The sequence below is a fragment of the Streptomyces sp. NBC_01013 genome (assembly GCF_045162765.1).
GTDB lineage: Bacteria > Actinomycetota > Actinomycetes > Streptomycetales > Streptomycetaceae > Streptomyces.
Genome location: NZ_CP108687.1, coordinates 4,493,927 through 4,520,048 on the forward strand (window position 1 = coordinate 4,493,927; position 26,122 = coordinate 4,520,048).

Here is a 26,122-nt window from a genome sequence, read left to right on the forward strand (position 1 = left end):
GGTCACTTGGTGAAGTAGAAGTACTTCCAGGCGCCGTGGGTGGTCGAGTTGACGTTGTCGCCCGACGTGTTGTTCACGTACGAGGCGCGGACCCGCATCCGGTAGCCCGTCTCGTGCGTTCCCCCCAGCGTCACGATCGAGCCCTTGGTGCCGAGCGAGAAGTACTGCGAGCCGGCGTCGTACCACTTGCCCCCGTAGTACAGCTCCAGGGAGAGCAGGTGCTTGCGGTTCGGGTAGTAGGTCATCGTCGTGGTGAAGACCGGGTTGGTCGTCTTGTGGAAGTACGCGTAGGAGGTGGAGCCGATCTTGGCGTTCTTGTACTGCTTGGAGATGGAGGTCGAGACCTTCACCTTGGCGTACGCGGTGGCGGTGACCGTCTTGGGCGCGTAGCGGGCGTCACCCTTGAAGACGGCGGTGACGGTGGTGTCCCGGGTCATGTCGACCGTGGTGGACAGATTTCCCTTGGAGTCGACCTTGCCGGTCTTCACCAGCTTCTTGGGCTTGTCCGTGCCGAACGGGTCCACCCACAGCTCGACGGCGCGGTTCTTGTACGTCGCGCCGAGGTGCGCGGTGAACGACACATCGGTGCCGTACGCGTACAGCGCCTTGTTGTGGTTCAGGGTCAGCGAGGTGGCCGCGCGGGAGACGGCGACCGTGTCGCTGCCCGACCCGGGGGAGTGGGTGGCGTCACCCGCGTACGAGACCTTGTACGTGACCGTGCTTCCCGCGGGCGGCGTGTCGACGAAGTGGAACGCGCCGTCCGCCTTCAGCGTCACCGGGGGCAGGACCTTGCCCGTGGGCGACTCCAGGTCGATGCGCGTCACCGTGGCCGTGGCGCCTGCCGTGACCGGGGTGTTCGACTCCACCTTGCCGGTGACCATGAGCTTCTTGCCGCGCGTCGCCTTCGGCGGGGCGGTGACCGTGACCGTGGTGACGGACCGGTTGGGGTCGGTGAGCACCCGCAGCGAGCGGACGCCGAGACTGTTCACGGTGACGGCGAACAGCCGGCTGGTGTCCGGTGCCCAGGCCAGGCCGGCCGGGTCCAGGGTGTCCGCACCGCTGGAGGTCCCGGTGTTGGGGAAGTCGTACGTGCGCACCGGCACGGTGGTGACGCCCTGCTTGTACACGTAGACATCCGGGTCGTACCAGCCGTCGATGCCGGCGGCGACCGTCCCGTCGGGGGCGATGTCGACGGCGTTGGGGTACGCGTTGGACGGGTACGAGATGTCGGGCGTGAGGTCCGAGGTCCGGTAGGCCTGGTGGCGGTACGGAGCGCCGCCGGCCACCACGACCTGCGTGCCGTCGGGGCTCAGCGCGAGATCGTGCAGATTGCTCCCGTCGGCGGACGTGTACGCGGTCCGAGTGGCCGTGCCGGAGGCCACGTCGTACGTGGCCAGCTCTGTCGGGCTCTGGCTCTCGATACCGGCCGCCAGCACGCCGGGTGCGCCGGGAGTGGAGGCCAGGGTCGGCGCCGAGTACCAGGTCCCGGTCGCCTCATGGTCCAGGTTCACGACCGGCTCGGCGCCGGTCAGGTCGAGTGAACCGATGTGGCCCGAGCCGCCCGAGCCGTACCCGAACCAGAGCTTGCCGCCCGCGAGCGCCGGGTACTTCGGGCCCGTGCCGCTGCCCGTGTCGTACCGGGCGGACTCCGTGAGCGCCGCGGTGTCGATCGTGACGATGGCGTCGGCACCCGGTACCGCGGCGTAGAGCGTGCCGGAGTCGGCGGACAGGTCGAGCCCGGTCACGCCGGGCAGTGACGGGATCGTCGCGACCACCGCACCGCTGTAATCGGTGACGAGGACCTTGCCCCCGGTCGGGTCACTGATGAAGACGTGCTGGTGTGCGCCGTCGGCGAGGATGTCGCCGACGGACGCGGCAGGAAGGATCTTGCTGGAGTCGGCAGCGGCCGGATTGGCCGCACCGCCGACCAGGACTACTGAGCTGAACAGAACCGCGAGCGAGGTCGCGGTGGAGATTCTGCGCGTGCGCAAGTGATGTACCCCCACGGTGAAAGGGGGCCGCGAGACGCCCGGAAGTCGAGAGAGGGGCGCGGCCCAGGATCGCAGGGTATGGCATCGCCTTCACACCTCGCACACATATACGGGCCCGAGTGCTGGGGCCGTGCATCGGACGTGGTTCAGCCCGACTTCGTGTACGTGAGCTTCTCGCCGGAGTCCGTGTTCACCCGGCTCAGGGTGCCGTCCGGGAGCAGGGTGAGGGTGGTGGAGCTGCCCGGGGTGCACGACGTCATCGGTTCGCCCTGCGTCACCGTGGACGGGCCGATGCTGACCGGTGCGCCGGGGGACGGATCGGCCGCCAGGTCCGCCTCGAACACACAGTGGTAGGTGCCCCCGTTGTCCAGCGGTCCCTCCGCGGTGAGGGTCAGGACCGTCTCCCCGACCCGGCCCTGCTGGATGACGATCTCGCGTGTGGAGTGACCGGTGGCGTTGTCGATGCTGCCGGACCAGGTGCCGAGATAATTCTCGGGGACGTCGCCCTCGCCACCGTCCTGCCCGTCGTCGCTGGGCGTCGGGTCCGGCGAGTCGTCCGCGGGGGGCGGGGTGGAGCGAACGTCCGCCGGTGCGGGGTCGGCCGAGTCCGTGGGAGAGGCGGTGGTGGATGCGCCGCGGTCGTTCATGAGGGCGTAGACCGAACCGCCGGCCCCGATGGCGACGAGCACCGCGATGACGACGAGGGCGACGGTCGAACCGACGCTGCGGCGGGCGGGCGCGGGTGCGGGCGGCTGGACACCGACCGGGTGGAGCGGCCCGTAGGACGGAGCGGGGCCGTGGCCCGGTTGCTGCGGATAGCCGTACGCGTAGCCCTGGCTGGGGTTCGGCTGCTGCGGTGTGCCGCCGTAGCCCTGGCTCGGGTACGGAGCGGCGGGCAGCTGCGGATAGCCGTACGGAGGGGAGGGGGTGGGGGTTCCGACCGCGGTGGGGGGCACCGGGACGCTGCCGGGGGCGTGCTCCGGGGGAGCGGGTGGTGCGGCTTGGGCCGGTGTCCGGTCGGCGGGGTGCTGTGGCGTGGCGTCGAAGGGCACCGCGTCGGAGACCGTCCGGGCCGGGGGCGCGGGGTCCGGGGTGGTGCCGGCCGGCTCGGGGCTGCCCGGTGCGGCGTCGGCGGGGCCCGTGACCGTAGGGTCCTCCGAGTCCAGCAAACCCACCGCATGGCGGCCGAGTTGGGCGATGAGTGCGCCCGGCAGCCAGGGTTCCGTGCTGTCGCCCCCGCCCAGCCGCTCCAGGATCTCGTCCGTGGACGGGCGGGCGGCGGGGTCCTTGTGGAGACAGTCCTGGACCAGTTGCGCGAGGTCGACCGGAACCCCGGTCAGATCCGGGTCCTCCTGTGCGATCCGGAACATCAGCGCGGGCACCCCGCCCGCCGCCGTGCCGAACGGAAGCCGGCCGGTCGACGCGTACGCCAGCACCGCCCCCAGGCAGAAGACATCGCATGCCGCGGTCACGCGCTCACCGCGCACCTGCTCGGGCGCCATGAAGCCGGGTGAGCCGACCAGGGCGCCGGTGCGGGTGAGCCCGCCGTCGGCGACGGTGTCGAGCGCCCGGGCTATGCCGAAGTCGATGACGCGCGGTCCGTCGATCGTCAGCAGGATGTTGGACGGCTTGAGGTCGCGGTGGATGAGGCCCGCGGTATGGATGGCCCGCAGAGCGTGGGCGAGACCGGCGCCCAGGATGTGGACGGAACGCTCGGGCAGGGGGCCGTACGCCCCCGGGGCCGGGCCGGAGGTGGTGCTCGCGCGCGCCGAGACGGTGGCATGGAGGGAGGGGCCGGCGACGTAACCCGTGGCGACCCACGGCACTGCGGCCTCGGTGTCGGCGTCCAGCACGGGGGCGGTCCAGGTGGAGCCGACCCTGCGGGCGGCCTGCACCTCCTGCCGGAACCGGTCGCGGAACTCCTGCTGCTCGGCGAGTTCCTCGCGGACCAGCTTGATCGCGACCACGCGTCCGCGGTCCGAGCGGGCCAGATACACCTGGCCCATGCCACCCGCGCCGAGTCTGCCCAACAGGCGGTAGGCGCCGATGCGTTGCGGATCGGTGGTCCCGAGCTTCTCCATGGTGTGCAGTCCTCCCCCGTACGACGACACGCCGGACGGGGTCGAGGATAGCGGCGCGGTGGTGCGGTGACGGGGGTGCGGTGCCGGGGCCGCGACCGGACGGTGCCGGGCATGCGCCCCTCAATCGCCCGAAGAGCCCGGGGAGTCGGCGGGCCCGGGGGCGTCGGGGCTGGTCAGGGTGTGCATGGCCCGGGTCAGGCGCTCCAGGACCCGCACCGTCTCCGTGAAGCCCTCGTCCCCCAGCTCCCGTGCCAGGCGCGCCGCGAACTCCGCGTGGCCGGGGTTGATCCGGGACATCGCGGTGCGGCCCTCCTGCGTGGGCCGGAGCAGCTTCGCGCGGCGGTGGGCCGGGTTGGGGACGTACTGGGCGAGCCCCTTGTCCACCAGCAGGTCGGCGATACGCTGCACGGCCTGCCGGGTGATGCCCATCGACCGGGCGATTCCGGAGACCGGCAGCGGCTCGGCGATCACCGCGCCGAGCACCTGCCACCACGCGGCGGTCAGTCCGGCCGGAGCGGCCAGCTTCTCTGCCAGGGCGAGGAACCGGCCGTTGAGGTGGAAGATCCCGAGGGCGGTCCGGCTCAGCCGGTCCTGGTCCGTGGCGCTCACCCGTGCAGCACCTCGTACGCGCTCGGGTCCGAATCGTGGAAGAGCCGGAACCAGGCGTCGAGCTTCTCGTCCGTGTACACCCCGAGGCGGGCGAAGACCTCGCGGGCGAACGCGACCGGTTCGGTCGGTCCTGCGGTGATCAGGTCGCCGTCGGTGACGGCATCCGCGTCGGTGTAGTGAGCGCCGCCCGGGTAACCGGTGGCGGCCAGATAGAAGGAGACCGCGCTCGTGTGCGCGCGTTCGTCGAGCAGACCCTCGCGGGCCAGGCCCGCCGTCGCCCCGCAGATCGCGGCGACCGGCACGCCCGCGTCCAGGAAGGTGCGCGCGGTGCGGGCGAAGGGGGCGAGCGCTTCACCGGAGTCCCACAGCGCGGCGCCCGGCAGGATCAGGAGGGCACTGTCCTCGGGGCGCAGCTCCGCGAGCGCCAGATCGGGGCGCACGCTCAACCCGCCCATGCTGGTGACGGGCGCGGTGGTGGGGCCGACCGTCCGGACGGTGAAGCCGTTCTGGGTGAGGTGGGCGGTCGTGTGCCCGGTCTCCCAGTCTGCGTAGGTGTCGTACACGGCCAGGTGCGCGGTTCTCGTCCTGCGGGTCATGGCGGCCTCCTCGACGGGAAGAACGTAGATGACAACATGTTGTCGCTTCGACAGTATGTTGTCAATCACTCGGCTGACCCACGACGACCCGACACCCTGCCGAACCACGCGGCCCACGGCATACAAGATGGCCATACCCGCCGCCACCCGCCGCCGCCTACGCTCGCCGCATGACCCCTCATCCCCCTGTCGACTCCGCCGCCGGTGCGGCCGTCAAGGCCGCCGACCGCGCGCACGTGTTCCACTCCTGGTCCGCCCAGGGCCTGATCGATCCGCTCGCCGTCGCAGGCGCCGAGGGGTCGTACTTCTGGGACTACGACGGCAACCGCTACCTGGACTTCACCAGCGGTCTCGTCTACACCAACATCGGATACCAGCACCCCACCGTCGTCGCCGCGATCCAGGAGCAGGCGGCGAAGATGACGACCTTCGCGCCCGCCTTCGCGATCGAGGCGCGCTCCGAGGCGGCACGCCTCATCGCCGAGCGCACCCCCGGTGACCTGGACAAGATCTTCTTCACCAACGGCGGCGCCGAGGCCGTCGAGAACGCCGTCCGGATGGCCCGGCTGCACACCGGCCGTACGAAGGTGCTCTCCGCCTACCGCTCGTACCACGGCGCCACGTCCACCGCGATCAACCTGACCGGCGACCCGCGCCGCTGGGCCTCCGACAACGGTTCGGCGGGTGTCGTCCGGTTCTGGGCGCCGTTCCTCTACCGCTCGCCGTTCTACGCGCAGACCGAGGCGGAGGAGTGCGCCCGCGCGCTCCAGCACCTGGAGGACACCCTCGCCTACGAGGGGCCCGCGACCATCGCCGCGATCATCCTGGAGACCATCCCCGGCACGGCCGGCATCATGACGCCGCCGCCCGGCTATCTCGCCGGCGTCCGCGAGATCTGCGACCGGTACGGGATCGTCTTCGTCCTCGACGAGGTCATGGCGGGCTTCGGGCGCACCGGCAAGTGGTTCGCCGCCGACCACTTCGACGTCACCCCCGACCTGATGACCTTCGCCAAGGGCGTCAACTCCGGTTACGTGCCGCTGGGCGGCGTAGCCATCTCCGCCGAGATCGCGGCCACCTTCGAGACTCGCCCCTACCCCGGCGGTCTCACCTACTCCGGCCACCCGCTGGCCTGTGCGGCCGCCGTCGCCACCATCCATGTGATGGAGGACGAGAAGGTCATCGAGAACGCCGCCCACATCGGCGAGAGCGTCCTCGGCCCCGGTCTGCGCGAGCTCGCCGAGAACCACCCGTCGGTGGGTGAGGTCCGTGGCCTCGGCGCGTTCTGGGCGCTGGAACTGGTCCGCAACAAGGAGACCCGCGAGCCGCTGGTCCCGTACAACGCGACGGGCGAGGCCGCCGCACCGATGGCGGCCTTCGGCGCGGCGGCGAAGAAGAACGGCCTGTGGCCGTTCATCAACATGAACCGCACGCACGCCGTCCCTGCCTGCAACGTCACCGAGGCCGAGGCCAAGGAGGGCCTGGCCGCCCTCGACGTCGCACTGTCCGTGGCCGACCAGCACACCGCGTAACGCCGCCGCGCCCCTCCCCGCCCCCTCGTCTAAGGTGACCCGAGGCCGAAATGGGGAGGGGCGCCATGCGCGCGAGCGGAGCGGTCACCCGCAGTACGCTGCGGCAGCAGATCGCGGACGCGCTGCGTGACGAGGTGCTGGCGGGGCGTCTGCAGCCGGGGCGGGAATTCACCGTCAAGCAGATCGCCGAGCAGTACGGCGTCTCCGCGACGCCCGTCCGCGAGGCGCTCTTCGACCTCTCCGCGCAGGGACTGCTCGAATCCGATCAGCACCGCGGGTTCCGGGTCCACGAGTTCAGCGTCGCGGACTACCGCGCGATGGTGGAGGCCCGCACCCTGGTCATGGACGGAGTCATCCGCGACGTCTTCACCGGGCCGCCCCCGGGCCCGGCGCGGCAGGCCGCCTACCGGGACGCCCTCGTCTCCGTGCGCCGCCGGGCCGAGGAGGCCTCCCGTGCCGCGCGCGGCGGCGACCTGGACATTCTCATCGGCTACGACCTGCGCTTCTGGCGTGAGCTGGGCGCGCTCGTCGGCAACAGCTACATCACCGACTTCCTGCACCGGCTGCGCGTCCAGGCCTGGGTGTTCGCCGTGCCGTACCTGCGCGGCGACACCGACGTACGGGACTGGCTCTGGAACGGGCACCCCGAGCTCGTCGTGGCGATCACGCATCGCGACCGCGACGCCCTGCGCCGTGCCGTCAAGGACTACAACGACCACGCCCTGAGCTGGGCGGACCGGCTGGCGGCCGGAGACACGGCCCCTCCGGGACGCGCGCCGAGGCCGGGCGGACCGGACGAGCCGGGCGGGTCCGCGGACCAGGCGCGTCCCGGACCCTGACGGGGCCGGGAGCGGCGGGGCGGCCGGGCCGAGCCGGTCGTGAGGGACCACTGTCCGCGACGTCCCGACCGCATTACGCTGTCCCGACCATCGCACCACCGCACGCATCCCCGCATGAGAGCGAGACTTCGTGGCCTGTGACCTGTGGCTGGTCCCCCTCGTCGATGTGCTGTGCCACAGCCCCGACAACCCCTTCGCCGAAGAAATAGCCGTCTACGACACCGCGCTCGGCGAGGCGGGGCTGCCGCCCGTCCCCGTCTACGCGTACATGCCCGGGCTGACCGGTGACGTGGCCCCGGTCGCGGGCTTCGACTACGACGCGCTGCACTTCCTGCGGCGCGCCTACCTCCTTCAACTCAGCGGCCTGGCCGTCACCCCCGTCGACGATCTGGGCGGGGACTACGAGCAGTTGCTGGAGATGTTCGAACCGACCGCCCAGCAGTCGCACCTGGTGTGGCACTACGACCACGCGGGCGCGTACGTCCCCGTGGACTTCCCCGTGCCCCTGTCCACCGACGCCCTGCTGGAGGGCGGTGGCCCGCTCGGTTCGGCGCACGGTCTGCTGCGGGAGCTGCAGTTCGTCGGCCCGTCCATCGGTATCGACCCGGCCAACCCGCCGCCCGCCCCGCTGCCGCCCGCCGCGCCCACCTCGCTGGAGGAGCGGGCGATGCCGATCCCGTACGACGACAACCCGTTCGCCCGGGAGCGTCATGTCTGGCTCGGCTTGCACGCGGCGGTCACCCGCAGCCTGGCCCAGGGCTCAATGATCATTTTCAGCTGAGAGCCCGGCGGACACGACCCCCGCCGCTCCCGCGGTGCTCACCGGTGAACGGTCACCGCGGGGACTCCGGGGGTCGTTGCCGCGGCATGTTCGGCCGGCTCATCGACTGCAGCGGGAGCCTGCCCGGCTGGGCCCCCGGATCCGTGCGTCCACCGCCCGAGCCGCCGGAGACCAGCGTCTGCATGCCCATCGGCGCGGGGCCTGCCCGGAACTCCACCATCCAGTCCGCGGTCTCCGACCGTACGAGCTCCGTGACGTCCTCCGAGAAGCGCCGCAGCACCCCCAGGCACCTCTCGGCCGCCTCACTCGCCGTCCCCTCGGCCGGGCCCAGCACCTCGCGCACGGACTCCGACGCCCAGTCGAACTGGAGCACCTGCAGCCGCCGCTGTACGGCCTGCGCCGTGGCGAGATTCCTTATCCAGCCCGAGGTGAGGCCGAAGTACCGGTCGCAGGCCATGCACGCGGCGCCCAGCAGCAGCGACAGGTACCCCCAGCCCGCGGAGCCGTGCAGCGCGCCGGTCAGGTCCAGCAGCGGCAGCGCGGCGCCCGCGACCACCCCGGCCGCGGTCCCCAGCCGCAGGGCCCTGGCTCCGCGGCGCTTCCACACCCGGTCGCCCAGATACCAGTCGGCGGTGCGCAGCGCGTCCGCCTCGACCCATCGGTACAGCTCGTCCAGCCGCTGGGCGGGCTCGCCCCAGTCGCCGAGGGGGAAGGGCGTGCCCGTCAGGTCCCTGCCCTGCGCCTCACGGCCCCGGGCGCCGGAGGCCCCACCGGAAGAGATGGCCGGACCGGGCGCACCGGATTCGTTGCGGGGCGGCCCCTCGGGCTGCATCTCCGGCTGACTCACCGGGGTACTCCTCTGCATGCTGCATGGCGACGCGTGTTCTCGGCCGCGTACTCGACGATGGGCGGATCTCTGCTCTCTGTGCACTCGCTGTCTCACCGGCCCTCGGCGCAACCGCAGTCCCCGTGCGTAACCTTGCGTGACGGGAGATGCGCGTGCGCGTACCGGGACGCACCCCTTCCTACCGCCGAATGGTGGGCCGTGGGGTCGAAATCGCGGTATTCCCGGGTACACAGGGCCTCTGGTCAGGTATAGGAGCCCAGACAGAGCCCGCCAGAACTCACTCGAAAGAGTTGCTCGCCGGCGGGTGGGGCGCGCTGCCCGGGGACCACGTAGGCTCGGCTTACCGAAACATTTGTCGTCGAAATGCCTGGAGTGACCGTGATTCCCGGTGGTGGTCAGCCCAACATGCAGCAGCTGCTGCAGCAGGCTCAGAAGATGCAGCAGGACCTTGCCGAGGCTCAGGAGGAGCTGGCCAGGACCGAGGTCGAAGGTCAGGCGGGCGGCGGCCTCGTGAAGGCGACGGTCACCGGCTCCGGTGAGCTGCGCAACCTGGTGATCGACCCCAAGGCGGTGGACCCGGAGGACACCGAGACGCTCGCGGACCTCGTCGTGGCGGCGGTCCAGGCGGCGAACGAGAACGCCCAGCAGGTCCAGCAGCAGAAGCTGGGCCCGCTGACCCAGGGCCTGGGCGGCATGCCCGGCCTCCCCTTCTGAACGCGGACATATCCAAGACGGTACGCAGCCCCTACGGTACGTACCACGACGCAGCAGCCGACCCGGCCCGAAAGGCGTTCCGTTGTACGAAGGCGTGGTTCAGGACCTCATCGACGAGTTGGGCAGGCTGCCCGGCGTCGGTCCCAAGAGCGCGCAGCGGATCGCCTTCCACATCCTGCAGGCCGAGCCCACGGATGTGCGCCGCCTCGCCCATGCCCTCCTGGAGGTCAAGGACAAGGTCCGCTTCTGCGCCGTCTGCGGCAACGTGGCACAGCAGGAGGAGTGCGGGATCTGCCGTGACCCGCGCCGGGACCGGACGGTCATCTGCGTGGTCGAGGAGCCGAAGGACGTCGTGGCGATCGAGCGGACCCGCGAGTTCCGGGGCCGCTACCACGTCCTGGGCGGGGCGATCAGCCCCATCGAGGGCGTCGGTCCGGACGATCTGCGCATCCGCGAGCTGCTGGCCCGTCTCGCCGACGGCTCCATCACCGAACTGATCCTGGCGACCGACCCCAACCTGGAGGGCGAGGCCACCGCGACGTACCTGGCGCGGATGGTCAAGCCGATGGGCCTGCGCGTCACCCGGCTGGCCAGCGGCCTGCCGGTGGGCGGCGACCTGGAGTACGCGGACGAGGTCACCCTCGGCCGCGCCTTCGAGGGGAGGCGGCTGCTCGATGTGTGATCGTCTTCCGGCCGTTCTCCAGCGGTCTCACGGCGGCTTTACGTTCAGCGCCGCTATCTTCTTCTCACCGTCTGCGACCGTGCCCACGGGAGGTCTCCTCGATGTCTGACGCCACGCTGAACACTGTCACGCAGGACCCCGATGACTTCGCGGTCCAGATCGCCGACCAGATCAAGACGTTCATCGTCGCGGTCACCGAGGTGTCCATGGTCGAGGAGCCCGAGGAGGCCGTCCCGGTCCTGCTCCTCCAGGTCTCCCAGCTCCTGCTGGCCGGCGGCCGGCTGGGCGCGTACGAGGACATCCTTCCGGACGAGCGCTACGAGCCGGACCTGGGTGCCGAGCCGGACGCGGACGGCCTGCGCGAGCGGTTCGCGGCCCTGCTGGAGCCGATCGACGTCTACTCCGAGGTCTTCGACCCGTACGAGCCCCGCAAGGCCCCGGTCCCGGCCCGCATCTCCGACGACCTGGCCGACCTGGTCACGGACCTGCGCCACGGCCTGGCCCACTACGAGGAGGACCGCACCACGGAGGCCCTGTGGTGGTGGCAGTTCTCGTACTTCTCCAACTGGGGCTCCACCGCCTCCGCCGCTCTGCGTGCGCTTCAGTCCCTGATCGCGCACATCCGGCTGAACCAGCCCCTCCAGGAGCTCGACGGCCTGGACACCGACCAGGACGCCGGCGACGACGACCTGGCCGAGGAAGCGGGCCGCGTCATGGTCGAGGAGATCGCGGGGCCGCTGGGGCTGCGTCCGGTCAAGTAGGGGACGGGGCGCCCGCCAGGGCGTCGAGCAGCCGGCCGGCGTCGACGAAGGGCGCCGTCGGCGTGGGCCGGGACTGCCACATAAGGGGCCAGGTGTGCCCGTTCAGCGCCGGCACGCCCACGTAGCTGACCTCGTACCGGGTCCCGAACCGCTCGACGCCGAGCGGCCAGGCGTGATCGCCCGAAGTGCGTGGCGGCAGCAGGAAGTACATCCATCGCGGCCCGGTGCCCTGCCACACGACCGGCCCGGCATCGCCCCCTGTGAATCGCCCCAGCAGATCCGCGACCTCCTCGCCGCGGATGCCCTGGATGCGCAGGGCGTCGAAGTGCACTCCGCTCATGCGCAGTTGGTGCCCGGAGGCGGGGACCCAGTCGGGGCGGTGAATTGCTTGCGTCATGGCTACACAGTGGTGGCGGATTGGCTACGCTCGGTAGTGACTGAGGTGGTACAGGTAGTGATGTATCCGTCGGAGGTGGCCCCTGTGTCTGCGCCGTACAACGCTCAATCCGCGCCCGTTGCCTGGCGTTATGGCGGAAACCAGATGAAACGCTGGCGCATGAGGGCCAATGTGAGTCGCGAGGAACTGGGTGAGGCATCCAACTACGCGCCAGACACCATCAAGGCGATGGAGCAGGGTGTGCGGATGCCGACTGCGCGGGTGTTGGACATGGCGGATCGGCTGTGCCGGGCCGACGGGCTGCTGAGCGCCGCGAAGGAATATCTGCAAAGGGAGAGGTTCCCCGCGCGCTCGCAAGACTTCATGCTCTGGGAGGAGTCGGCGGTCAGCCACTGCTCGTACGAGCCGATCCTGATCCCCGGACTGCTGCAGACCGAGGCGTATGCCAGAGCGCTCATCGGGTGTCACTGGCCCCCACTCGCACCGGAGATCGTGGAGGACCGGGTGGCTGCCCGGTTGGAGCGCCGCCGCATTTTCGCCCGCAAGCCACCGGTGGCGTTCAGCTTTGTTCTGTACGAGGCTGCACTGGCCAACTCGCAGGTGGACAAGGCGCAGTTGTGCCGCTTGCTGGCCATGGGAAGGCGGTTCAACGTCGCGTTGCAGGTGCTTCCGTACAGCAGATCCGTCCCTGTCGCCCTCCTTGGCCCCATGGTGCTGCTGGCCGACGGTGACCACGACCGTGCCGCGTACCAGGACGGCGCGTTCGCCAGCGAACTGACCACGGAAGTCGGGGTGGTCAGCGTGGTTGCGGAGCGGCTTAGCATGATCCGTGCAGAGGCCCTGAGTTCTGCGGAGTCGGCTCGATTCTTGGAACGGATGGTGTATCAGCTGTGAGCGAGCAGTCGGAGAGGTTCAAGTCCAGCTACAGCGAAGGCGAGTGCGGCAACCGCCCCGAGGTGGCTCTGGTGTGGCGTACGTCCACGTACAGCGACTCCGAAGGGAACAACTGCGTCCAGGCCGCCCCCTGCCCCGCCGCCATGCACATCCGCGACTCCAAGCTCTCCGCCGACAGCCCACAACTCGCTTTTCCCGCAGGCCCCTGGGCGGCGTTCCTCGCGTACGCGATCGACGGCGCCGCGCACTGAATCGGCGCAGGTCGGCCCGAGGCTCAAGCCCCGAGTCGCGAGCCTCGAAGCCCGAGCCCCTTTCTGTAGGAATGGGTGGTGAGGTTGAACCCACCCACCCTCCCAAGTCCCGCGTACACCTGCGCGGATGACCTTCGGTGATCGGCTTGCATCACAGCGTGTGCACGCTCTAGGTTCGGCGTAACAGTCCTTAAAAAGGACGATCCCGGCGGTGCGCCAACACCAACCGGGATCTCGTCCTGACAGATCGAAAGAGACTCGATCCACATGACTTCTGCCCACATTAGTGCTGCCCTGCGCGCGCCCGCCCACCGCATGGCCAAAGCCGGCTTCGGTAAGCGTCTCGTTCCGGACGAAGCCCCACGCGGCGCGGCCGACTTCGCGCATCTGCCCACGCGGGAAGCGGCGATTGCCGCCTACGTCGACCGGCTGCCCGAGGGCGCGGCGATCGGCTACAAGGTGTTGGCAGAGGAGCTGGCGGACTACGGGCAGCAGGCGTGCCGCAGCGCGCTGGACCGGCTGACCAGGGCGGGGCACCTGCGCCGGATCAGGGTGCAGATCGCCGTGGAGGGCAGCGGGCTGCGCTGGGTGACGCGGACGTTCTTCTCCCGCAGCGCCCGCGACGCGGCCTGGTGGCGGCAGTACGTCCGGTTCATCCGGGGCATGGACGCACCCGGGCAACCTGCCGCGCCGGACGAGGTGCGGCCCGCCGAGCCCGAGCCGGGCGTGCCGGCTCCGCGCTCGGAGGCGTACACCGTGCTCGCCGGTCTCGGGAGGAGGGAGCCGAGGCTCCAGCTCTCCGAGGGCGAATGCGTGGCACTGGAAGAGCTGGCGCAGGAGTGGCTGGTGCGGGGTGTGGGCCGCGAGCAGGTCAGCCAGGCACTGGTGTCAGGACTGCCGGCCTCCGTGCATTCCGCCGGGGCCTTCCTCCGTACCCGACTGGAGAACAAGATGCCACCCGTACCGCAGCCGAGGAAGAGCGAGATCCGGGAAGAGATCGTGGGGGCGCTGGAGATGTGCGCCTTCTGCGACGAGGACGAGAGCACCACCACGCTTGTGGACGGCGTCTGCCCGGACTGCCGCGCGGACATCGACCGGGACGAGGCGAACGGGGCGACGGGCGACGTCCCGGACACGTTCCTGGCCCGGCCCCGGCAGCGTACGGACGTCGCGGCCAGGGTGGCGGGACTACGGGCCGCCACCGGGCGCCCGGCGGGGCAGGGCAGGTGAGTGCGGGTCAGCCGCCGTCGCAGCGAAGGTCCTGCGGGCGCATGAAACCCAGGGGCGCGCCGTTGTCCGTGCGCGACACCTGCCAGAGCGCGTCCGCGCCCGGTCGCGTGCCGTTCACCGGGACGCCCGGGTCCAGATAGCCGACGATGTCGGTCCACGGGTTGCTGCCCGCGTAGATGGGGGCGTCAGCGTGCGTCGCGAAGCAGGTGCCGCCCGCGTGTGCGGGGGACGCGGTCAAGGGGACGGTGCACGCGGCCAGGAGCAGCAGCGGGAGTGCGCGGTGCGGCTTGGGCATGGGTGAGGCCTCCGGGAGGGGAGCGGGTGCGGCGTCCGCGTCCACGGTAGGTGCGGGGACCAGCCCGGTGACGGACCTCGCTCGGCGTGTGAAAAATGCCGGGGCCGCTGTCGGTGCCCGCTGCTAGCCTCCCCCAGCCCGTGATCACCACGGGCCTTGCAGGGGAGGGGAATCGAAAGCATGACAAGCGGGATAAGAACCGGGAGAGCCCGGTGGCTGGGAGCGCTGTCGGTCGGTGTGGCGGTCGTGATGGCGACGCCGAACGCGGCCGTGGCCGCGGACAATCTGCCGCCCCTCCAGCCGGTCGCCACGGATCTGACGACGAGTTCGAAAGCGTGTGTCGCGGGGGACGGCCGGCCGTACGTGAGGGGGGTTCCCCGGGTGGCGGCCGTGCTCCACGACCCGGTGGAGGATGACCGTCCCGCGGAGGGGAACTTCGTCACCGCGGAGTTCGAGGCGTGGTGGACCGATGGGGGCGGCGTCGAGCAGCGCCGGAGCTATCACTCCCTGGGACGGGTGTCCTCCGGTTCCGCTGCGGAGTGGCAGCTCCCCTCGGACCTGCCACCGTGGACGGTCGTCTCGTGGCGGGTGCGGGCCCATGACGGCGATGCCGTCTCGCCGTGGAGCGCGGTCGATGACGAGGGCGCCGGCTGTGAGTTCGTGATCGACAACGTGAGTCCGGAGAAGCCCACGGTCACCTCGGCCGAGTATCCCGAGGAGGGGGGCTGGTCGGACGGCGTCGGGGTTTACGGGACGTTCCGCTTCGACTCGCCGTCCGATGACGTCGTCAGCTACACGTACGACTTCGTCGGGGGCCCGCGGGGGACGGTGCAGGCGGACGGGCTGGGCGGAGCGGCGGAGATCCGCTACATGCCGACGTCGGAGACGCTGGGCTATCTGCAGGTGCAGGCGGACGACCGCTCGGGCCACCGCAGTCCGCCTACCAACTACTTCTTCCGCGTGAAGGCGGGCCGCTCCCCGTTCGCGCAGTGGGCGCTGTCCGATCCCGCTGGCTCCAAGTCCGCCGCACCCACCGCAGGGCCCGCCGCCCGCGCCGGAGCGGGTGTCGCCTTCGGTGGTCCGGTGCCCCCGGGCACCGCGCTGACGTCCACCGCGACGCTCGACGGGACGGGGCACGGTTTCCTGACGCCCGGCACGCAGGTCGTCGACACCGGAAAGACCTTCGCGGTCGGCGGGTGGGTACGGCCGGCGGCGTTGGACCACGACATGACCCTCGCCAGCCAGGACGCGGGCACCGCTCCCGGCTTCACGCTCGGAGCACGTACCGGTGACGGTGCGCCGGTCTGGTCGTTCGGCATCGGTGGTACGCGTGTCAGCGGCGGCCGTCCCGAGACCGGCGAGTGGGCGTACGTGCTCGGGCTGTACGACGCCGAGACGGGACTGGCGCGTCTGTACGTGAACGGCCAGGAGGCGGGCACCGCCACCGAGGCCGCACCCGCGACGGTCACCGGCGACTTCCAGATCGGCCGCGCACGCGGCAAGGCGGGCTACCGGGACCGCTGGCAGGGCGAGATCGGCGATGTCCGGACGTACGACCGGGTCGTCGTTCCCGCCGAGGCCAAGGATCTGGGCCGCCGCACCCCGCAGGAGCGGGGGCACTGGTCCCTGGAGACCGCACCCCAAGGTCTCAGCCCGGAGCTTCACGGTGGTCAGGCTCTGAAGTTCGTGGGGGGCGCCTCGGCCTACAACTACACCGACCAGCCGTGCGACCCGGAGGCCGATCCGGCCTGCGAACCCTCGCTGCTCCCCTACCCGCTCGTCGGCTTCGGGCACCTGGATCTTGACGGGACCAGTGGTTACGCGGCCACGGACAGCCCGGTCGTTGACACCGGCGACAGCTTCACCGTCGCTGCGGTGGTCAACCTTGCGGACAGGGAGCCCGCGCGCCCCATGACGGTGCTCTCGCAGGGCGGGGAACACGGTGACGCGTTCAAGGTGCGGTACGTTCCGTCGACGCAGACCTTCGAGCTGGTGATGAGCCACGCGGATGCGCCGGACGCGGCCGAGACGGTGGCCGTACACAGCGGAGAACCGGACTGGGCCGGAGGGCGGGAATCCCACCTCGCGGTCGTGCATGACCGCGGCATGGACCGGATCACCCTGTACGTGAACGGCGTGGCGACCGCCGACGCCGCCTTCCGTTCCGCATGGACGAGCACCGGCGGCCTTCAGGTGGGGCGCGGCCGCACCGCGGACGGCTGGGGTGAGTACCTGCACGGATCGGTGGACGAGGTGCAGGCCTTCTCCGGGGCGCTGAGCGCGACCTCCGTCAGCCTGCTCGGTTTCGGCGGCGAGCCCTGCCTCACCTGCTGATCACGCCCCGAGTGGCCCAGCCCTCCTCGTGTGGGCTGGGCCACATACGGGAGTGGGCGGATGATCGGAGGGCAGCAGCCCGGTACGAGCAGTTCGGACGACGCGCCGATGATCACGTGCTGAGCGGGACATCTCAGCATATGATATCAGCGGGGCGTTTCCGGGCTGCTCGTTAAACTGAGCCGACCGCGATAAATGGATTGAGCGAGGAGCGCACGTGGGCCTTGTCGTGCAGAAGTACGGAGGCTCCTCCGTAGCCGATGCCGAAGGCATCAAGCGGGTCGCCAAGCGAGTCGTCGACGCCAAGAAGAACGGCAACCAGGTGGTTGTCGTGGTGTCAGCGATGGGCGACACGACGGACGAGTTGATCGATCTTGCCGAGCAGGTATCTCCGATGCCGGCAGGGCGTGAGTTCGACATGCTGCTGACCGCCGGAGAGCGGATCTCCATGGCCCTGTTGGCGATGGCGATCAAAAACCTGGGCCACGAGGCCCAGTCGTTCACGGGCAGCCAGGCCGGTGTCATCACCGACTCGGTCCACAACAAAGCGCGCATCATCGACGTCACGCCCGGCCGCATCCGGACCTCGATCGACGAGGGCAACATCGCCATCGTCGCCGGGTTCCAGGGTGTCAGCCAGGAGGGCAAGAACATCACGACCCTCGGCCGCGGCGGGTCCGACACCACCGCGGTGGCACTCGCGGCGGCGCTGGACGCCGAGGTCTGTGAGATCTACACCGATGTGGACGGTGTCTTCACCGCCGACCCGCGGGTCGTGAAGAAGGCCCAGAAGATCGACTGGATCTCCTTCGAGGACATGCTGGAGCTGGCCGCGTCCGGCTCCAAGGTGCTGCTTCACCGCTGTGTGGAGTACGCACGCCGCTACAACATCCCGATCCACGTCCGTTCGTCCTTCTCGGGGCTGCGCGGAACCTGGGTCAGCAACGAGCCGCAAGGGGACCAGCAGGTGGAGCACGCCATCATCTCCGGAGTCGCCCACGACGTCTCCGAGGCCAAGGTCACGGTCGTCGGCGTGCCCGACAAGCCGGGCGAGGCAGCCGCGATCTTCCGCGCCATCGCGGACGCCGAGATCAACATGGACATGGTGGTGCAGAACGTCTCCGCCGCGTCCACCGGTCTGACCGACATCACCTTCACGCTGCCCAAGGCCGAGGGCCGCAAGGCCATCGACGCCCTGGAGCGCAGCCGTGCCGGCATCGGTTTCGAGTCGCTGCGCTACGACGACCAGATCGCGAAGATCTCCCTGGTCGGCGCGGGCATGAAGACCAACCCGGGTGTCACGGCGGGCTTCTTCGAGGCGCTCTCGGACGTCGGTGTGAACATCGAGCTGATCTCGACATCCGAGATCCGCATCTCGGTGGTCACCCGCGCCGATGACGTCAACGAGGCCGTGCGCGCCGTGCACACCGCCTTCGGTCTCGACAGCGACTCCGATGAGGCAGTCGTGTACGGGGGCACCGGCCGATGACCGCACGCCGCCCGTCGCTCGCGGTCGTCGGCGCGACCGGGGCGATCGGCGGCGTCATGCTCCAGATCCTCTCGGAGCACGCGGATGTCTGGGGCGAGGTCAAACTGATCGCCTCACCGCGCCTCGTCGGCCGCAAGCTGGTCGTGCGCGGTGAGGAGTCCGAGGTTCTCGGCCTCACCGAGGACGTCTTCGACGACGTCGATGTGGCGCTCTTCCTGGTGCCCGACGAGGTGTCCGCACGCTGGGCGCCGCTCGCCGCGTCCAAGGGCACCGTCGTCGTCGACGGTTCCGCCGCCTTCCGAATGGACGCGGACGTCCCGCTGGTCGTGCCCGAGATCAACCCCCATGCCGCACGGATCAGGCCGCGCGGCATCATCGCGAACCCGAACTGCACCACGCTGTCGCTGATCGTCGCGGTCGGCGCCCTGCACGCCGAGTTCGGACTGCGTGAGCTCGTCGTCTCCTCCTACCAGGCGGTGAGCGGGGCAGGGCGCGACGGCGTCGCCACGCTGCGTGAACAGCTCTCCATGGTGACCGGCACCGAACTCGGTACGAAGCCGGGCGACGTGCGCCGTGTCGTCGGCGACACGACCGGCGGCCCGTTCGCCGCACCCGTCGCCCTCAACGTCGTGCCGTGGGCCGGAACGGACGCGGGCGACGGCTGGTCGTCCGAGGAGCTGGCGATCCGCGACGAGTGCCGCAAGATCCTCGACCTGCCCGACCTGAAGGTCTCGGCGACCTGCGTGTACGTGCCCGTGATCGCCACTCACTCGATGTCCGTCCACGCCCGCTTCGAGAACGACGTCGCGGTGGACCGGGCCCACGAGATCCTGGCCACCGCTCCGGGTGTGGTGCTCTACGACAGCCCCGGGGCCGGCGACTTCCCCACGCCGTCCGATGTGGTGGGCACCGATCCGACCTGGGTCGGCCGGGTCCGTCGCTCGCTGGACGATCCCGCGGCGCTGGAACTCTTCGTCTGCGGCGACAATCTCCGTAAGGGAGCGGCGCTGAACGTGGCTCAGATCGCCGAAGCGGTGGCTGTCGAATTTCCCCGGTCCTGATCGGACCTTTTTTGTATGTTCTGTGAACGTACTGTGAGCAAGTTGCTGGTCTGAACCTCTTGAGCTGGGGTATCGCGGTGTCCGACGATGAGCTTTCGGTCCGTTGCAACCGCCGGTCGGGCGGCAGGCGTCTCAGCGGTCACTTCTTGCGCGGCGGGGCGCACATTCGGGGCATTTGGGGAAGAGCGGGTACGTATGAAGGCATATCGCACGGTGGCAAACGCGGTGCCGTATGCGTACAACCCTGACGGGGGGGAACGTGTCCAACTGGCGTGGCAGAGGTTCTCGATATCACAGTGGTGGGCCCCCTGCGCGGCGCTTCGGTGCGACCGCTCAGACGGCCCCGCGCGTCCGGCGGCATGCCGGTGATCGCGCCCATGCCCGCGACACGGGCTGCGGGGCTGCCGTCGCAGCGCGAGGGCGCTGAGGAGAGCGTGGCAGCCGGAACCACCGTCGACCACCTCACCGAGACCTACCGCGCCCACTACCGTTCGCTGCTCGGCCTCGCCGCCCTGCTGCTGGACGACACGGCCTCCTGCGAGGACGTCGTGCAGGAGGCGTTCATCCGCGTTCACTCGGCGCGCAACCGGGTGCGCGAGCCGGAGAAGACGCTCGCGTACCTGCGCCAGACCGTCGTCAACCTCTCCCGCTCCGCGCTGCGCCGCCGCATCCTCGGACTGAAGCTGCTCTCCAAGCCCATGCCGGACATGGCGAGCGCGGAGGAGGGTGCGTACGACCAGCTGGAGCGGGACGCGCTGATCAAAGCGATGCGGGGGCTGCAACGGCGTCAGCGGGAGGTGCTGGTGCTGCGCTACTTCGCGGACATGACCGAGGCGCAGGTCGCCGAGACGCTGGGGATATCCCTGGGTTCGGTGAAGGCGTACGGCTCCCGCGGCATCGCGGCGCTGCGCGTGGTGATGGAGGCTCAGACATGAGCCGGCGTCATGACGACGAGTACGGGCGCGAGGACGGGAACGGAACCGGGCGCCGACCTGCTCACGGACATCGGAATGACCGGACTGGAAACGGAACTGTGAACCACGGGCCGGAGAACACCCCCCATACGGACCGCGACACGGGGGAGGGCGCGCACCCCGGCTCCGGCGGGGAAGCGGACACCCTGGGATTCGCGGGCCCGCCCGGACTCACGGGGCCGGCCGGACTCCTCGGACCGGGTTCCGGTTCCGGTGATGTCTCCCTCGACGAGGCCGCGCTGCGCCGGATGATGCGCGGTGCCGTGCAGGGTCTCGAACCGAGCGACGGCACCCTCGACCATCTGTACCGCGCGGTACCCGCCCGGCGTGCACGTCGCCGGCAGGCCCTGGTCGGGGTGGCGGCGGCCGCGCTGCTCATCGGCACCGCGGTTCCCGCCTTCGTCCACGTCGCCAACTCCGAGGGTTCGAGCACCGCAAGCCCCGCCATCGCCGGTCACGGCGAGCAGGCGCAGGGCGGCAACGGTGAGGAACCCGGCGCCGAATCCGGCGACGGGGGCGGTGCCGGCGGCGGGGGGCAGCAGAGCGGCACCAAGGGCGTCCCGGACAGCACCGCCACCCCGTCCGGCAGCAGCGGCCCGGACACGGACGAGAAGGGCTCCGGCGGTTCCGTGGACGACCCGGCCGCCAGTGCGGAGGCCGCCATGCCGGCCTGCGCCGCCGACCAGCTCGGAGTCGCCTCGGCGAGCACCGGCGCGGCCGGTGCCGACGGCACGGTGTACGGAAGCTTCCGCATCGCCAACGTGTCCGGCAAGGACTGCTCCGTGAGCAGCGGCGGCACGGTGGGCTTCGCGGCGGCGGGTGCGGCCGACCCGGCCAGGATCGTGGTCGTCCGGCACATCCAGGGAGACCCGGCGTCCGGGCTGCCCGATCCTGCTCAGGAGGCGGCGACGGTCCTGCTGAAGCCGTCCATGGCGTACGAGGTGAAGTTCGCCTGGGTGCCCCAGGAGACCTGCCCGACCGCCGGCGGCTCACCCTCGCCGACTCCCACGGACGGCGCGGCCGGCAGTACCGGGGTCGCGGCGGGGTCCACGACGGGCACCGGGGCCGGGGACGGCGAAGCGGGTACGCAGACGCAGTTCGGCAGCGAGGAGGGCGACGGCGTGGCGCAGGGCACCGTGTCCGTGCAGCACACGCCGGAGCCGGGGGCACCGGTGGCCGAGACGAAGATCGACAACGCCTGTGCGGGCACGATCTACCGGACGGGCGTGCTCGAAGCCGCGTCGTGAGGGCGCGTGCTCGAAGCCGCGTCGTGGTGGCGTGGGTTTGAACGCGCCTCGTGGTGGCGCGTGCTCGAAGCCGCGCCGGGGTGCTGAGGGCTTGAAGCAGCCTCGGGACGGTGCGGGCTCGAAGCCCCGGCCCGGGGGCGGGGGCGGGGGCGTCCACAGGGCCGGAATGCGTCGGTCGAGCCGCCTTGCACCGTGCGCCTGCCCCCGGTGGCGCCCGCACCTGCGGGGGTGCGGGCGGTCAGCCGGTGGGCGTCTCCGCGTCGGCGACCAGGCCGAGCTTCAGGTCCCGGGCCGCTTCGGCCTCCCGCCGGAGCAGCCGGAACCACATGAAGACCACGAACGCGGCGAAGACGAACCACTCACCCGTGTAGCCGAGGTTCTGGAATGCCTTCAGGTCCAGTCCGCTGTTCTGGGGCGCGGCCGCCGGCACGGGCCGCAACCCGCCGCCGCTCCTGCCCGGGGTGTCGGTGAGGGCGGCGCCCGCGGTCCCGGACGCGCCCGTGCGGGCCTCGGTCTCCTGGAGCGTGACCCAGGCGTCGTAGACGTCGTACGGCACGAGGTTGACCAGGGAGGCGGCGCTGATCATGCCGACCTGGCCCTCGGGGAGGCCGCCCTTCGCGTCGACACCGTCGGTGCCCGTGTTCTCCGAGGCCTGGAGGTCGCCGGTCACGGTGACCCGGCCGGTCGGTGCGGCCGGCACCGGGGTCTGTCCGGCCTTTCCGGGCAACCAGCCGCGCACCACCGGCAGGGCCTTGCCGCTGTCGGTGCGCAGCATGTCCAGCACGTAGAAGCCGCTGCGGTCGTCCAGCTTCCGGCCGGGCACCAGGAACTGATCGGCGTACCGGCCGGTCGCGGTGGCGGGGCGGCCGGAGGTCACCGTGTCGACGGGCAGCAGCTCGGCGAGCGGCTCGGCGGCCATGGTGCCCGGAGCGGGCTGCTTCTCGGCGGCCTCGTGCGTCTGCACGCGGTCCTCGAAGCGGCCGAGCTGCCAGGTGCCCATGAACACGCAGAACGGGATGGCCAGCACGACGAAGAGGTTGATCCCCCACCATCGCGGGGTCAGCAGGAACCGGTACACCCCTCCACGGTACGGTCCCCGCTCCGGACCTCCGGACCGGGGGCACCCCGTACCGCCCCTTTTATTCGGGTCCTACACAGGGCTGCGCGGCCCCGCGACACCTCACGCGTCGCCTGCCGGGCCTCCCAGGTGACGCCGGGCGAAGTCGAGCTCCAGGCGCACCTGCTTGATGCGCTCCTCCACGACGAGCGAGCCGTGGCCCGCGTCGTACCGGTAGACCTCGTGCACGGCGTCGCGGCCCTTCAGGCGGTCGACGTAGTTCTCCACCTGGCGGATCGGGCAGCGCGGGTCGTTGACGCCCGCCGAGATGTAGACGGGCGCCCGCACCGCGTCGACGTAGGTGAGGGGGGACGAGGCCTCGAACCGCTCGGGCACCTCCTCGGGAGTCCCGCCCAGCAGGGTGCGGTCCATCGCCTTGAGGGCCTCCATCTCGTCGTGGTATGCCGTGACGTAGTCCGCGACCGGGACCGCGGCCAGGCCGACGGCCCAGTCGCCGGGCTGCGTGCCGAGACCGAGCAGCGTCAGATAGCCGCCCCAGGAGCCGCCGGCCAGGACCAGCTTCGCCGGGTCCGCGAGGCCGGACTTCACGGCCCACTCCCGCACCGCCGCGATGTCCTCCAGCTCGATCAGGCCGACCCTGTGCTTGAGCGCGTCCGTCCACGCCCGCCCGTAGCCGGTCGAGCCGCGGTAGTTGACCCGGACGACCGCGTAGCCATGGTCGACCCAGGCGGCCGGTCCGGCCGCGAAGGCGTCGCTGTCGTGCCAGGTCGGCCCGCCGTGAATCTCGAAGACGGTCGGGAACGGGCCCTCGGCCGGACCGGCCGGGCGCTGGACGAGCGCATGGATGCGGCCCCCGGGCCCGTCCACCCACACATCCTCGACCGGGACGGACGCCGGGGCCTTCGCACCGGGCGGATCCAGCACCACCGCGCCCGTCGTGGAGCGCACGACGGGCGGCTCGGCGGCCGAGGACCACAGGTACTCCACCGTGCCGTCCGGCCGGGCCGTGGCGCCCGAGACGGTACCGGCGGGCGTCTTTACCGGCACCAGGGCCCCACCGGCCGCGGCCGGCTCGTACCGCCACAGCTCGCTGCGGGCCTCGAAGCCGTGCTCGACCAGCAGTGCGGAGCCGTCCGGATACCACTCGGCGCCCACATCGCCGGGCAGGTCGATGGCGAGGTCCGTCTCCGTGGCCGCCACCGGGTCCCAGATCATCGGCTCCCAGCGGCCGCGCCGCTGGTGCCCCACCAGCAGCCGGGTGTCCCCGGCGACCGGCGCGAAGCCCAGGACCGCCAGGCCGAGCTCCTTCGTGCCGCCCTCGGTGTCGTCCAGCTCAGCGACCGTGGTGCCGTCGGGGCGCACCACGCGCAGCGCGGAGTGCATCGCGTCGCCGTGCTCGGTGTGCTCCAGCGCGATCAGCGAGCCGTCGTGCGACAGATCGCCGACCCCCGCCGACTCGCGGTGGCGGTAGATCTCCACAGGAGCCGCCCCGGGCCGGACGACGTGGACCGTCGTGCCGTCCTCGTCCGTCGAACGGCCGATCGCCGCCGTCCCGTCCCGCCCGATCGCGAGTCCGGCCGGGTAGGAGGGTTCGAGGCCGGGAGCCGCCGGCTCGTCCACCACGTCCTCGATCCCGGCGCCGAACGGCCGGCGCATCCACACCCCGAACTCGTCCCCGTCGGTGTCGCTGAACCACCACACGTCCTCGCCGTCCGGCGTCAGCACGCCGTCCGTCGTCCCGTTCGGCCGGTCGGTCACCTGACGCTGCTCGCCCGTCGACCGGTCCCATGCGTACAGCTCGTAGGTCCCTGTCGCGTTGGAGACGAACAGCGCGCGGTCCGGCGCGTCCTCCGCCCAGTCGGGCAGTGACACCCGGGGGGCCCGGAAACGCTGCTCCCACGCCGGGACGGACTCGTTCGTCGAACCAGTGGTCTCAGTCATGCCCACCATTCTGCGCCGGACGGCCGACAAACCGTTCGCCTTGTCCGCAGCCTGTGGATAACCTCGCCGACATGCCTGCTCCGATACCCGCCGACTGGCGCGAGGCCAACCGCGCGATGTGGGATGAGCGTGTGCCCATTCACGCCGACAGCGACTTCTACGACCTCGACTCCTTCCGTGCGGGCAAGGACGCCCTGCGGGACTTCGAGCTGGCCGAGGTCGGGGACGTCACCGGCCTGACGCTGCTGCACCTGCAGTGCCACATCGGAGTCGACACCCTGTCCTGGGCCCGGCACGGGGCCGCGCAGGTGGTCGGCCTCGACTTCTCCGAGCCCGCCGTGGAGACCGCCCGCTCGCTCGCCCGGGAGCTGGGGCTGGGCCCGGACAGGGCGGCGTTCGTCGCCGCCGACGTCCACGACGCGGCCGAGGCCGTGCCGGACTCCTCGTACGACATCGTCTACACGGGGATCGGCGCGCTGAACTGGCTGCCGGACATCGACCGCTGGGCCGAGACGGCGGCCTCGCTCGTCGCGCCCGGCGGGTTCCTCTACCTGGCGGAGTTCCATCCGCTCACCGACTGCCTCGACGACGCGACCGGTTCGCACGTCGTGCACGACTACTTCTCACGCGACGCGTGGGTGGACGAGACGCCGGGCACGTACGCCGACTTCGACGCCCCGACCGTCCACAACCGCAGCGTCGAATGGCAGCACCCGGTGGGCAGCGTCGTCTCCGCACTGGCCGCGGCCGGACTGCGCATCGAGTTCCTGCACGAGCACGACGCCTCGCTCTTCGCCCGCTTCCCGGTGCTGGAGCGCCGCTCGGACGGCTTCTACCGCTTCCCGGCGGAACGGCCGCGGATCCCGCTGATGTACTCGGTCAAGGCGAGCCGGCCAAAGGACCCGGGCCGGCGCCGGTAGCGCAGCGGAGCGGCCGGCGGGGCCGTTCACCGAGGCCGGGGCCGACTGTCAGTGGTCGGGTCCAGACTCGGACCATGACCACGACTGCTGATCTGCGCGCCACGGTCGAGAGTTACTGGACCGCGGCCGACCTCCGTGACTGGGACGCCTTCGCGACGACGCTCGCCGACGAGGTGCTGTACGACCTGCCGCAGACCCGCGAGCGCATTCGTGGCAAGGAGCGGTACATGGCGTTCAACCGGGAGTACCCGGGGGACTGGCGGGTGCGCGTCGAGCGGATCGTCGTCGACCGGGGCGGGCGGCAGGCCGCCGTCCGGACGCTGTTCACGGACGATCGGCAGCAGTCGCATGCCGTCCATTTCTTCACGTTCGACGCACAGGGCCGGATCAGCGGGATCACCGACTTCTGGCCCGAGCCGTACGAACCCCCGGCGGGCCGGGAGCATCTGGTCGAGCGGTACTGAGCCGAGCGGCGCCGAGAGCCGACGGGGTTCGCGGGGTGCCCCTTCGGCGTCACCGACGGGCAGCGCGCCTGTGCCGCGCCCGAGCACGGCACAGGCGCGGCACCGCCCCGGAGC

25 protein-coding genes are annotated in these 26,122 nt (G+C 71.0%); 16 read left to right on the forward strand and 9 right to left on the reverse strand.

The window, feature by feature from the left end; translation table 11 throughout:
* Positions 1-2: 2 nt before the first annotated feature.
* From OG538_RS19580 to OG538_RS19595, 4 genes are all read right to left on the reverse strand, one after another.
* Positions 3-1,991 (reverse strand): YncE family protein, encoded by a 1,989-nt coding sequence (locus OG538_RS19580; protein WP_406095316.1) that lies wholly within the window; start codon positions 1,989-1,991, stop codon positions 3-5.
* 146 nt (positions 1,992-2,137) lie between these two features.
* A complete protein-coding gene (locus OG538_RS19585) occupies positions 2,138-4,072 on the reverse strand; it encodes a protein kinase domain-containing protein (protein WP_406095318.1) in 1,935 nt (644 codons plus the stop codon).
* Positions 4,073-4,192: 120 nt separating this feature from the next.
* Positions 4,193-4,681, reverse strand: a complete 489-nt coding sequence (locus OG538_RS19590; RefSeq protein ID WP_406095321.1) for a MarR family winged helix-turn-helix transcriptional regulator — start codon at positions 4,679-4,681, stop codon at positions 4,193-4,195.
* Positions 4,678-5,277, reverse strand: a complete 600-nt coding sequence (locus tag OG538_RS19595) for a type 1 glutamine amidotransferase family protein (protein WP_406095323.1) — start codon at positions 5,275-5,277, stop codon at positions 4,678-4,680. Before OG538_RS19595 ends, OG538_RS19590 begins: the two co-directional genes overlap by 4 nt.
* A gap of 170 nt (positions 5,278-5,447) precedes the next feature.
* Between OG538_RS19595 and OG538_RS19600 the strand changes: the two genes are divergently transcribed.
* The 3 genes from OG538_RS19600 to OG538_RS19610 all read left to right on the forward strand — a co-directional run bounded on the left by OG538_RS19600 (position 5,448) and on the right by OG538_RS19610 (position 8,429).
* On the forward strand, positions 5,448-6,809 hold the full coding sequence (locus OG538_RS19600) for an aspartate aminotransferase family protein (protein WP_406095325.1): 1,362 nt from the start codon (positions 5,448-5,450) through the stop codon (positions 6,807-6,809).
* Between the two features lie 65 nt (positions 6,810-6,874).
* Complete coding sequence (locus OG538_RS19605) at positions 6,875-7,648, forward strand: GntR family transcriptional regulator (protein WP_406095327.1); 774 nt, start codon at positions 6,875-6,877, stop codon at positions 7,646-7,648.
* A gap of 130 nt (positions 7,649-7,778) precedes the next feature.
* Positions 7,779-8,429, forward strand: coding sequence for a hypothetical protein (locus OG538_RS19610; protein ID WP_406095329.1), 651 nt, complete (start codon positions 7,779-7,781; stop codon positions 8,427-8,429).
* A 52-nt stretch (positions 8,430-8,481) separates the two neighbouring features.
* On the opposite strand, the gene OG538_RS19615 is transcribed toward OG538_RS19610, so the two are convergent.
* Entirely contained in the window at positions 8,482-9,276 is a 795-nt protein-coding gene (locus OG538_RS19615; protein WP_406095331.1) for an SLATT domain-containing protein, read from the reverse strand.
* A gap of 378 nt (positions 9,277-9,654) precedes the next feature.
* On the opposite strand from OG538_RS19615, the gene OG538_RS19620 reads away from it, so the two are divergent.
* The 3 genes from OG538_RS19620 (at position 9,655) to OG538_RS19630 (ending at position 11,433) form a co-directional block, all read left to right on the forward strand.
* Positions 9,655-9,990: a YbaB/EbfC family nucleoid-associated protein gene (locus tag OG538_RS19620; protein ID WP_406100216.1), complete on the forward strand. Its 336-nt coding sequence runs from the start codon at positions 9,655-9,657 to the stop codon at positions 9,988-9,990.
* An 82-nt stretch (positions 9,991-10,072) separates the two neighbouring features.
* Positions 10,073-10,672, forward strand: coding sequence for a recombination mediator RecR (gene recR, locus OG538_RS19625; RefSeq protein ID WP_266780167.1), 600 nt, complete (start codon positions 10,073-10,075; stop codon positions 10,670-10,672).
* A gap of 101 nt (positions 10,673-10,773) precedes the next feature.
* Positions 10,774-11,433 carry a DUF5063 domain-containing protein gene (locus OG538_RS19630; RefSeq protein WP_393059036.1) on the forward strand — a complete coding sequence of 220 codons (660 nt, stop codon included), beginning with the start codon at positions 10,774-10,776 and terminating at the stop codon, positions 11,431-11,433.
* On the opposite strand, the gene OG538_RS19635 is transcribed toward OG538_RS19630, so the two are convergent.
* The gene (locus OG538_RS19635; protein ID WP_406095333.1) at positions 11,426-11,830 is read right to left on the reverse strand and encodes a hypothetical protein; all 405 of its coding nucleotides are present in this window, start codon (positions 11,828-11,830) and stop codon (positions 11,426-11,428) included. The two genes, OG538_RS19630 and OG538_RS19635, sit on opposite strands and share 8 nt — an antisense overlap.
* Before the next feature lie 84 nt (positions 11,831-11,914).
* On the opposite strand from OG538_RS19635, the gene OG538_RS19640 reads away from it, so the two are divergent.
* The 3 genes from OG538_RS19640 to OG538_RS19650 all read left to right on the forward strand — a co-directional run bounded on the left by OG538_RS19640 (position 11,915) and on the right by OG538_RS19650 (position 14,205).
* Positions 11,915-12,724, forward strand: a complete 810-nt coding sequence (locus OG538_RS19640) for a helix-turn-helix domain-containing protein (protein WP_406095335.1) — start codon at positions 11,915-11,917, stop codon at positions 12,722-12,724.
* Positions 12,721-12,975: a DUF397 domain-containing protein gene (locus tag OG538_RS19645; protein ID WP_406095337.1), complete on the forward strand. Its 255-nt coding sequence runs from the start codon at positions 12,721-12,723 to the stop codon at positions 12,973-12,975. Before OG538_RS19640 ends, OG538_RS19645 begins: the two co-directional genes overlap by 4 nt.
* Before the next feature lie 315 nt (positions 12,976-13,290).
* On the forward strand, positions 13,291-14,205 hold the full coding sequence (locus tag OG538_RS19650) for a hypothetical protein (protein WP_406095339.1): 915 nt from the start codon (positions 13,291-13,293) through the stop codon (positions 14,203-14,205).
* Positions 14,206-14,212: 7 nt separating this feature from the next.
* Here the strand turns inward: OG538_RS19650 and OG538_RS19655 are convergent, their stop codons facing one another.
* A complete protein-coding gene (locus OG538_RS19655) occupies positions 14,213-14,500 on the reverse strand; it encodes a hypothetical protein (RefSeq protein ID WP_406095341.1) in 288 nt (95 codons plus the stop codon).
* A gap of 180 nt (positions 14,501-14,680) precedes the next feature.
* Here OG538_RS19655 and OG538_RS19660 point away from each other — a divergent pair, with 180 nt between their 5' ends.
* The 5 genes from OG538_RS19660 to OG538_RS19680 all read left to right on the forward strand — a co-directional run bounded on the left by OG538_RS19660 (position 14,681) and on the right by OG538_RS19680 (position 21,605).
* A complete protein-coding gene (locus OG538_RS19660; protein WP_406095343.1) occupies positions 14,681-16,834 on the forward strand; it encodes a LamG domain-containing protein in 2,154 nt (717 codons plus the stop codon).
* A gap of 217 nt (positions 16,835-17,051) precedes the next feature.
* Positions 17,052-18,323, forward strand: a complete 1,272-nt coding sequence (locus OG538_RS19665; RefSeq protein WP_326660415.1) for an aspartate kinase — start codon at positions 17,052-17,054, stop codon at positions 18,321-18,323.
* Complete coding sequence (locus tag OG538_RS19670; protein WP_406095345.1) at positions 18,320-19,384, forward strand: aspartate-semialdehyde dehydrogenase; 1,065 nt, start codon at positions 18,320-18,322, stop codon at positions 19,382-19,384. The genes OG538_RS19665 and OG538_RS19670 overlap by 4 nt, the downstream gene beginning before the upstream one ends.
* A gap of 359 nt (positions 19,385-19,743) precedes the next feature.
* A complete protein-coding gene (locus OG538_RS19675) occupies positions 19,744-20,319 on the forward strand; it encodes a SigE family RNA polymerase sigma factor (RefSeq protein ID WP_406100217.1) in 576 nt (191 codons plus the stop codon).
* A gap of 98 nt (positions 20,320-20,417) precedes the next feature.
* Complete coding sequence (locus tag OG538_RS19680; protein ID WP_406095347.1) at positions 20,418-21,605, forward strand: hypothetical protein; 1,188 nt, start codon at positions 20,418-20,420, stop codon at positions 21,603-21,605.
* 238 nt (positions 21,606-21,843) lie between these two features.
* On the opposite strand, the gene OG538_RS19685 is transcribed toward OG538_RS19680, so the two are convergent.
* Positions 21,844-22,683: an SURF1 family protein gene (locus OG538_RS19685; protein ID WP_406095349.1), complete on the reverse strand. Its 840-nt coding sequence runs from the start codon at positions 22,681-22,683 to the stop codon at positions 21,844-21,846.
* A 102-nt stretch (positions 22,684-22,785) separates the two neighbouring features.
* Positions 22,786-24,624, reverse strand: coding sequence for a S9 family peptidase (locus tag OG538_RS19690; RefSeq protein ID WP_406095351.1), 1,839 nt, complete (start codon positions 24,622-24,624; stop codon positions 22,786-22,788).
* Positions 24,625-24,695: 71 nt separating this feature from the next.
* On the opposite strand from OG538_RS19690, the gene OG538_RS19695 reads away from it, so the two are divergent.
* Positions 24,696-25,544, forward strand: coding sequence for a class I SAM-dependent methyltransferase (locus OG538_RS19695; protein ID WP_406095353.1), 849 nt, complete (start codon positions 24,696-24,698; stop codon positions 25,542-25,544).
* A 74-nt stretch (positions 25,545-25,618) separates the two neighbouring features.
* Complete coding sequence (locus OG538_RS19700) at positions 25,619-26,008, forward strand: nuclear transport factor 2 family protein (RefSeq protein ID WP_406095355.1); 390 nt, start codon at positions 25,619-25,621, stop codon at positions 26,006-26,008.
* The last annotated feature ends 114 nt before the right edge of the window (positions 26,009-26,122 follow it).

What these genes read in the sequence shown, in the direction of transcription:
- OG538_RS19605 (WP_406095327.1), top strand. Translation starts at nt 6,875, where the DNA reads ATGCGCGCGAGCGGAGCGGTCACCCGCAGTACGCTGCGGCAGCAGATC.
- OG538_RS19695 (WP_406095353.1), top strand. Translation starts at nt 24,696, where the DNA reads ATGCCTGCTCCGATACCCGCCGACTGGCGCGAGGCCAACCGCGCGATG.
- OG538_RS19655 (WP_406095341.1), bottom strand. Translation starts at nt 14,500, where the DNA reads ATGCCCAAGCCGCACCGCGCACTCCCGCTGCTGCTCCTGGCCGCGTGC.
- OG538_RS19600 (WP_406095325.1), top strand. Translation starts at nt 5,448, where the DNA reads ATGACCCCTCATCCCCCTGTCGACTCCGCCGCCGGTGCGGCCGTCAAG.
- OG538_RS19595 (WP_406095323.1), bottom strand. Translation starts at nt 5,277, where the DNA reads ATGACCCGCAGGACGAGAACCGCGCACCTGGCCGTGTACGACACCTAC.
- OG538_RS19660 (WP_406095343.1), top strand. Translation starts at nt 14,681, where the DNA reads ATGACAAGCGGGATAAGAACCGGGAGAGCCCGGTGGCTGGGAGCGCTG.
- OG538_RS19690 (WP_406095351.1), bottom strand. Translation starts at nt 24,624, where the DNA reads ATGACTGAGACCACTGGTTCGACGAACGAGTCCGTCCCGGCGTGGGAG.
- OG538_RS19630 (WP_393059036.1), top strand. Translation starts at nt 10,774, where the DNA reads ATGTCTGACGCCACGCTGAACACTGTCACGCAGGACCCCGATGACTTC.
- OG538_RS19675 (WP_406100217.1), top strand. Translation starts at nt 19,744, where the DNA reads ATGCCGGTGATCGCGCCCATGCCCGCGACACGGGCTGCGGGGCTGCCG.
- OG538_RS19650 (WP_406095339.1), top strand. Translation starts at nt 13,291, where the DNA reads ATGGCCAAAGCCGGCTTCGGTAAGCGTCTCGTTCCGGACGAAGCCCCA.
- OG538_RS19700 (WP_406095355.1), top strand. Translation starts at nt 25,619, where the DNA reads ATGACCACGACTGCTGATCTGCGCGCCACGGTCGAGAGTTACTGGACC.
- OG538_RS19670 (WP_406095345.1), top strand. Translation starts at nt 18,320, where the DNA reads ATGACCGCACGCCGCCCGTCGCTCGCGGTCGTCGGCGCGACCGGGGCG.
- OG538_RS19635 (WP_406095333.1), bottom strand. Translation starts at nt 11,830, where the DNA reads ATGACGCAAGCAATTCACCGCCCCGACTGGGTCCCCGCCTCCGGGCAC.
- OG538_RS19585 (WP_406095318.1), bottom strand. Translation starts at nt 4,072, where the DNA reads ATGGAGAAGCTCGGGACCACCGATCCGCAACGCATCGGCGCCTACCGC.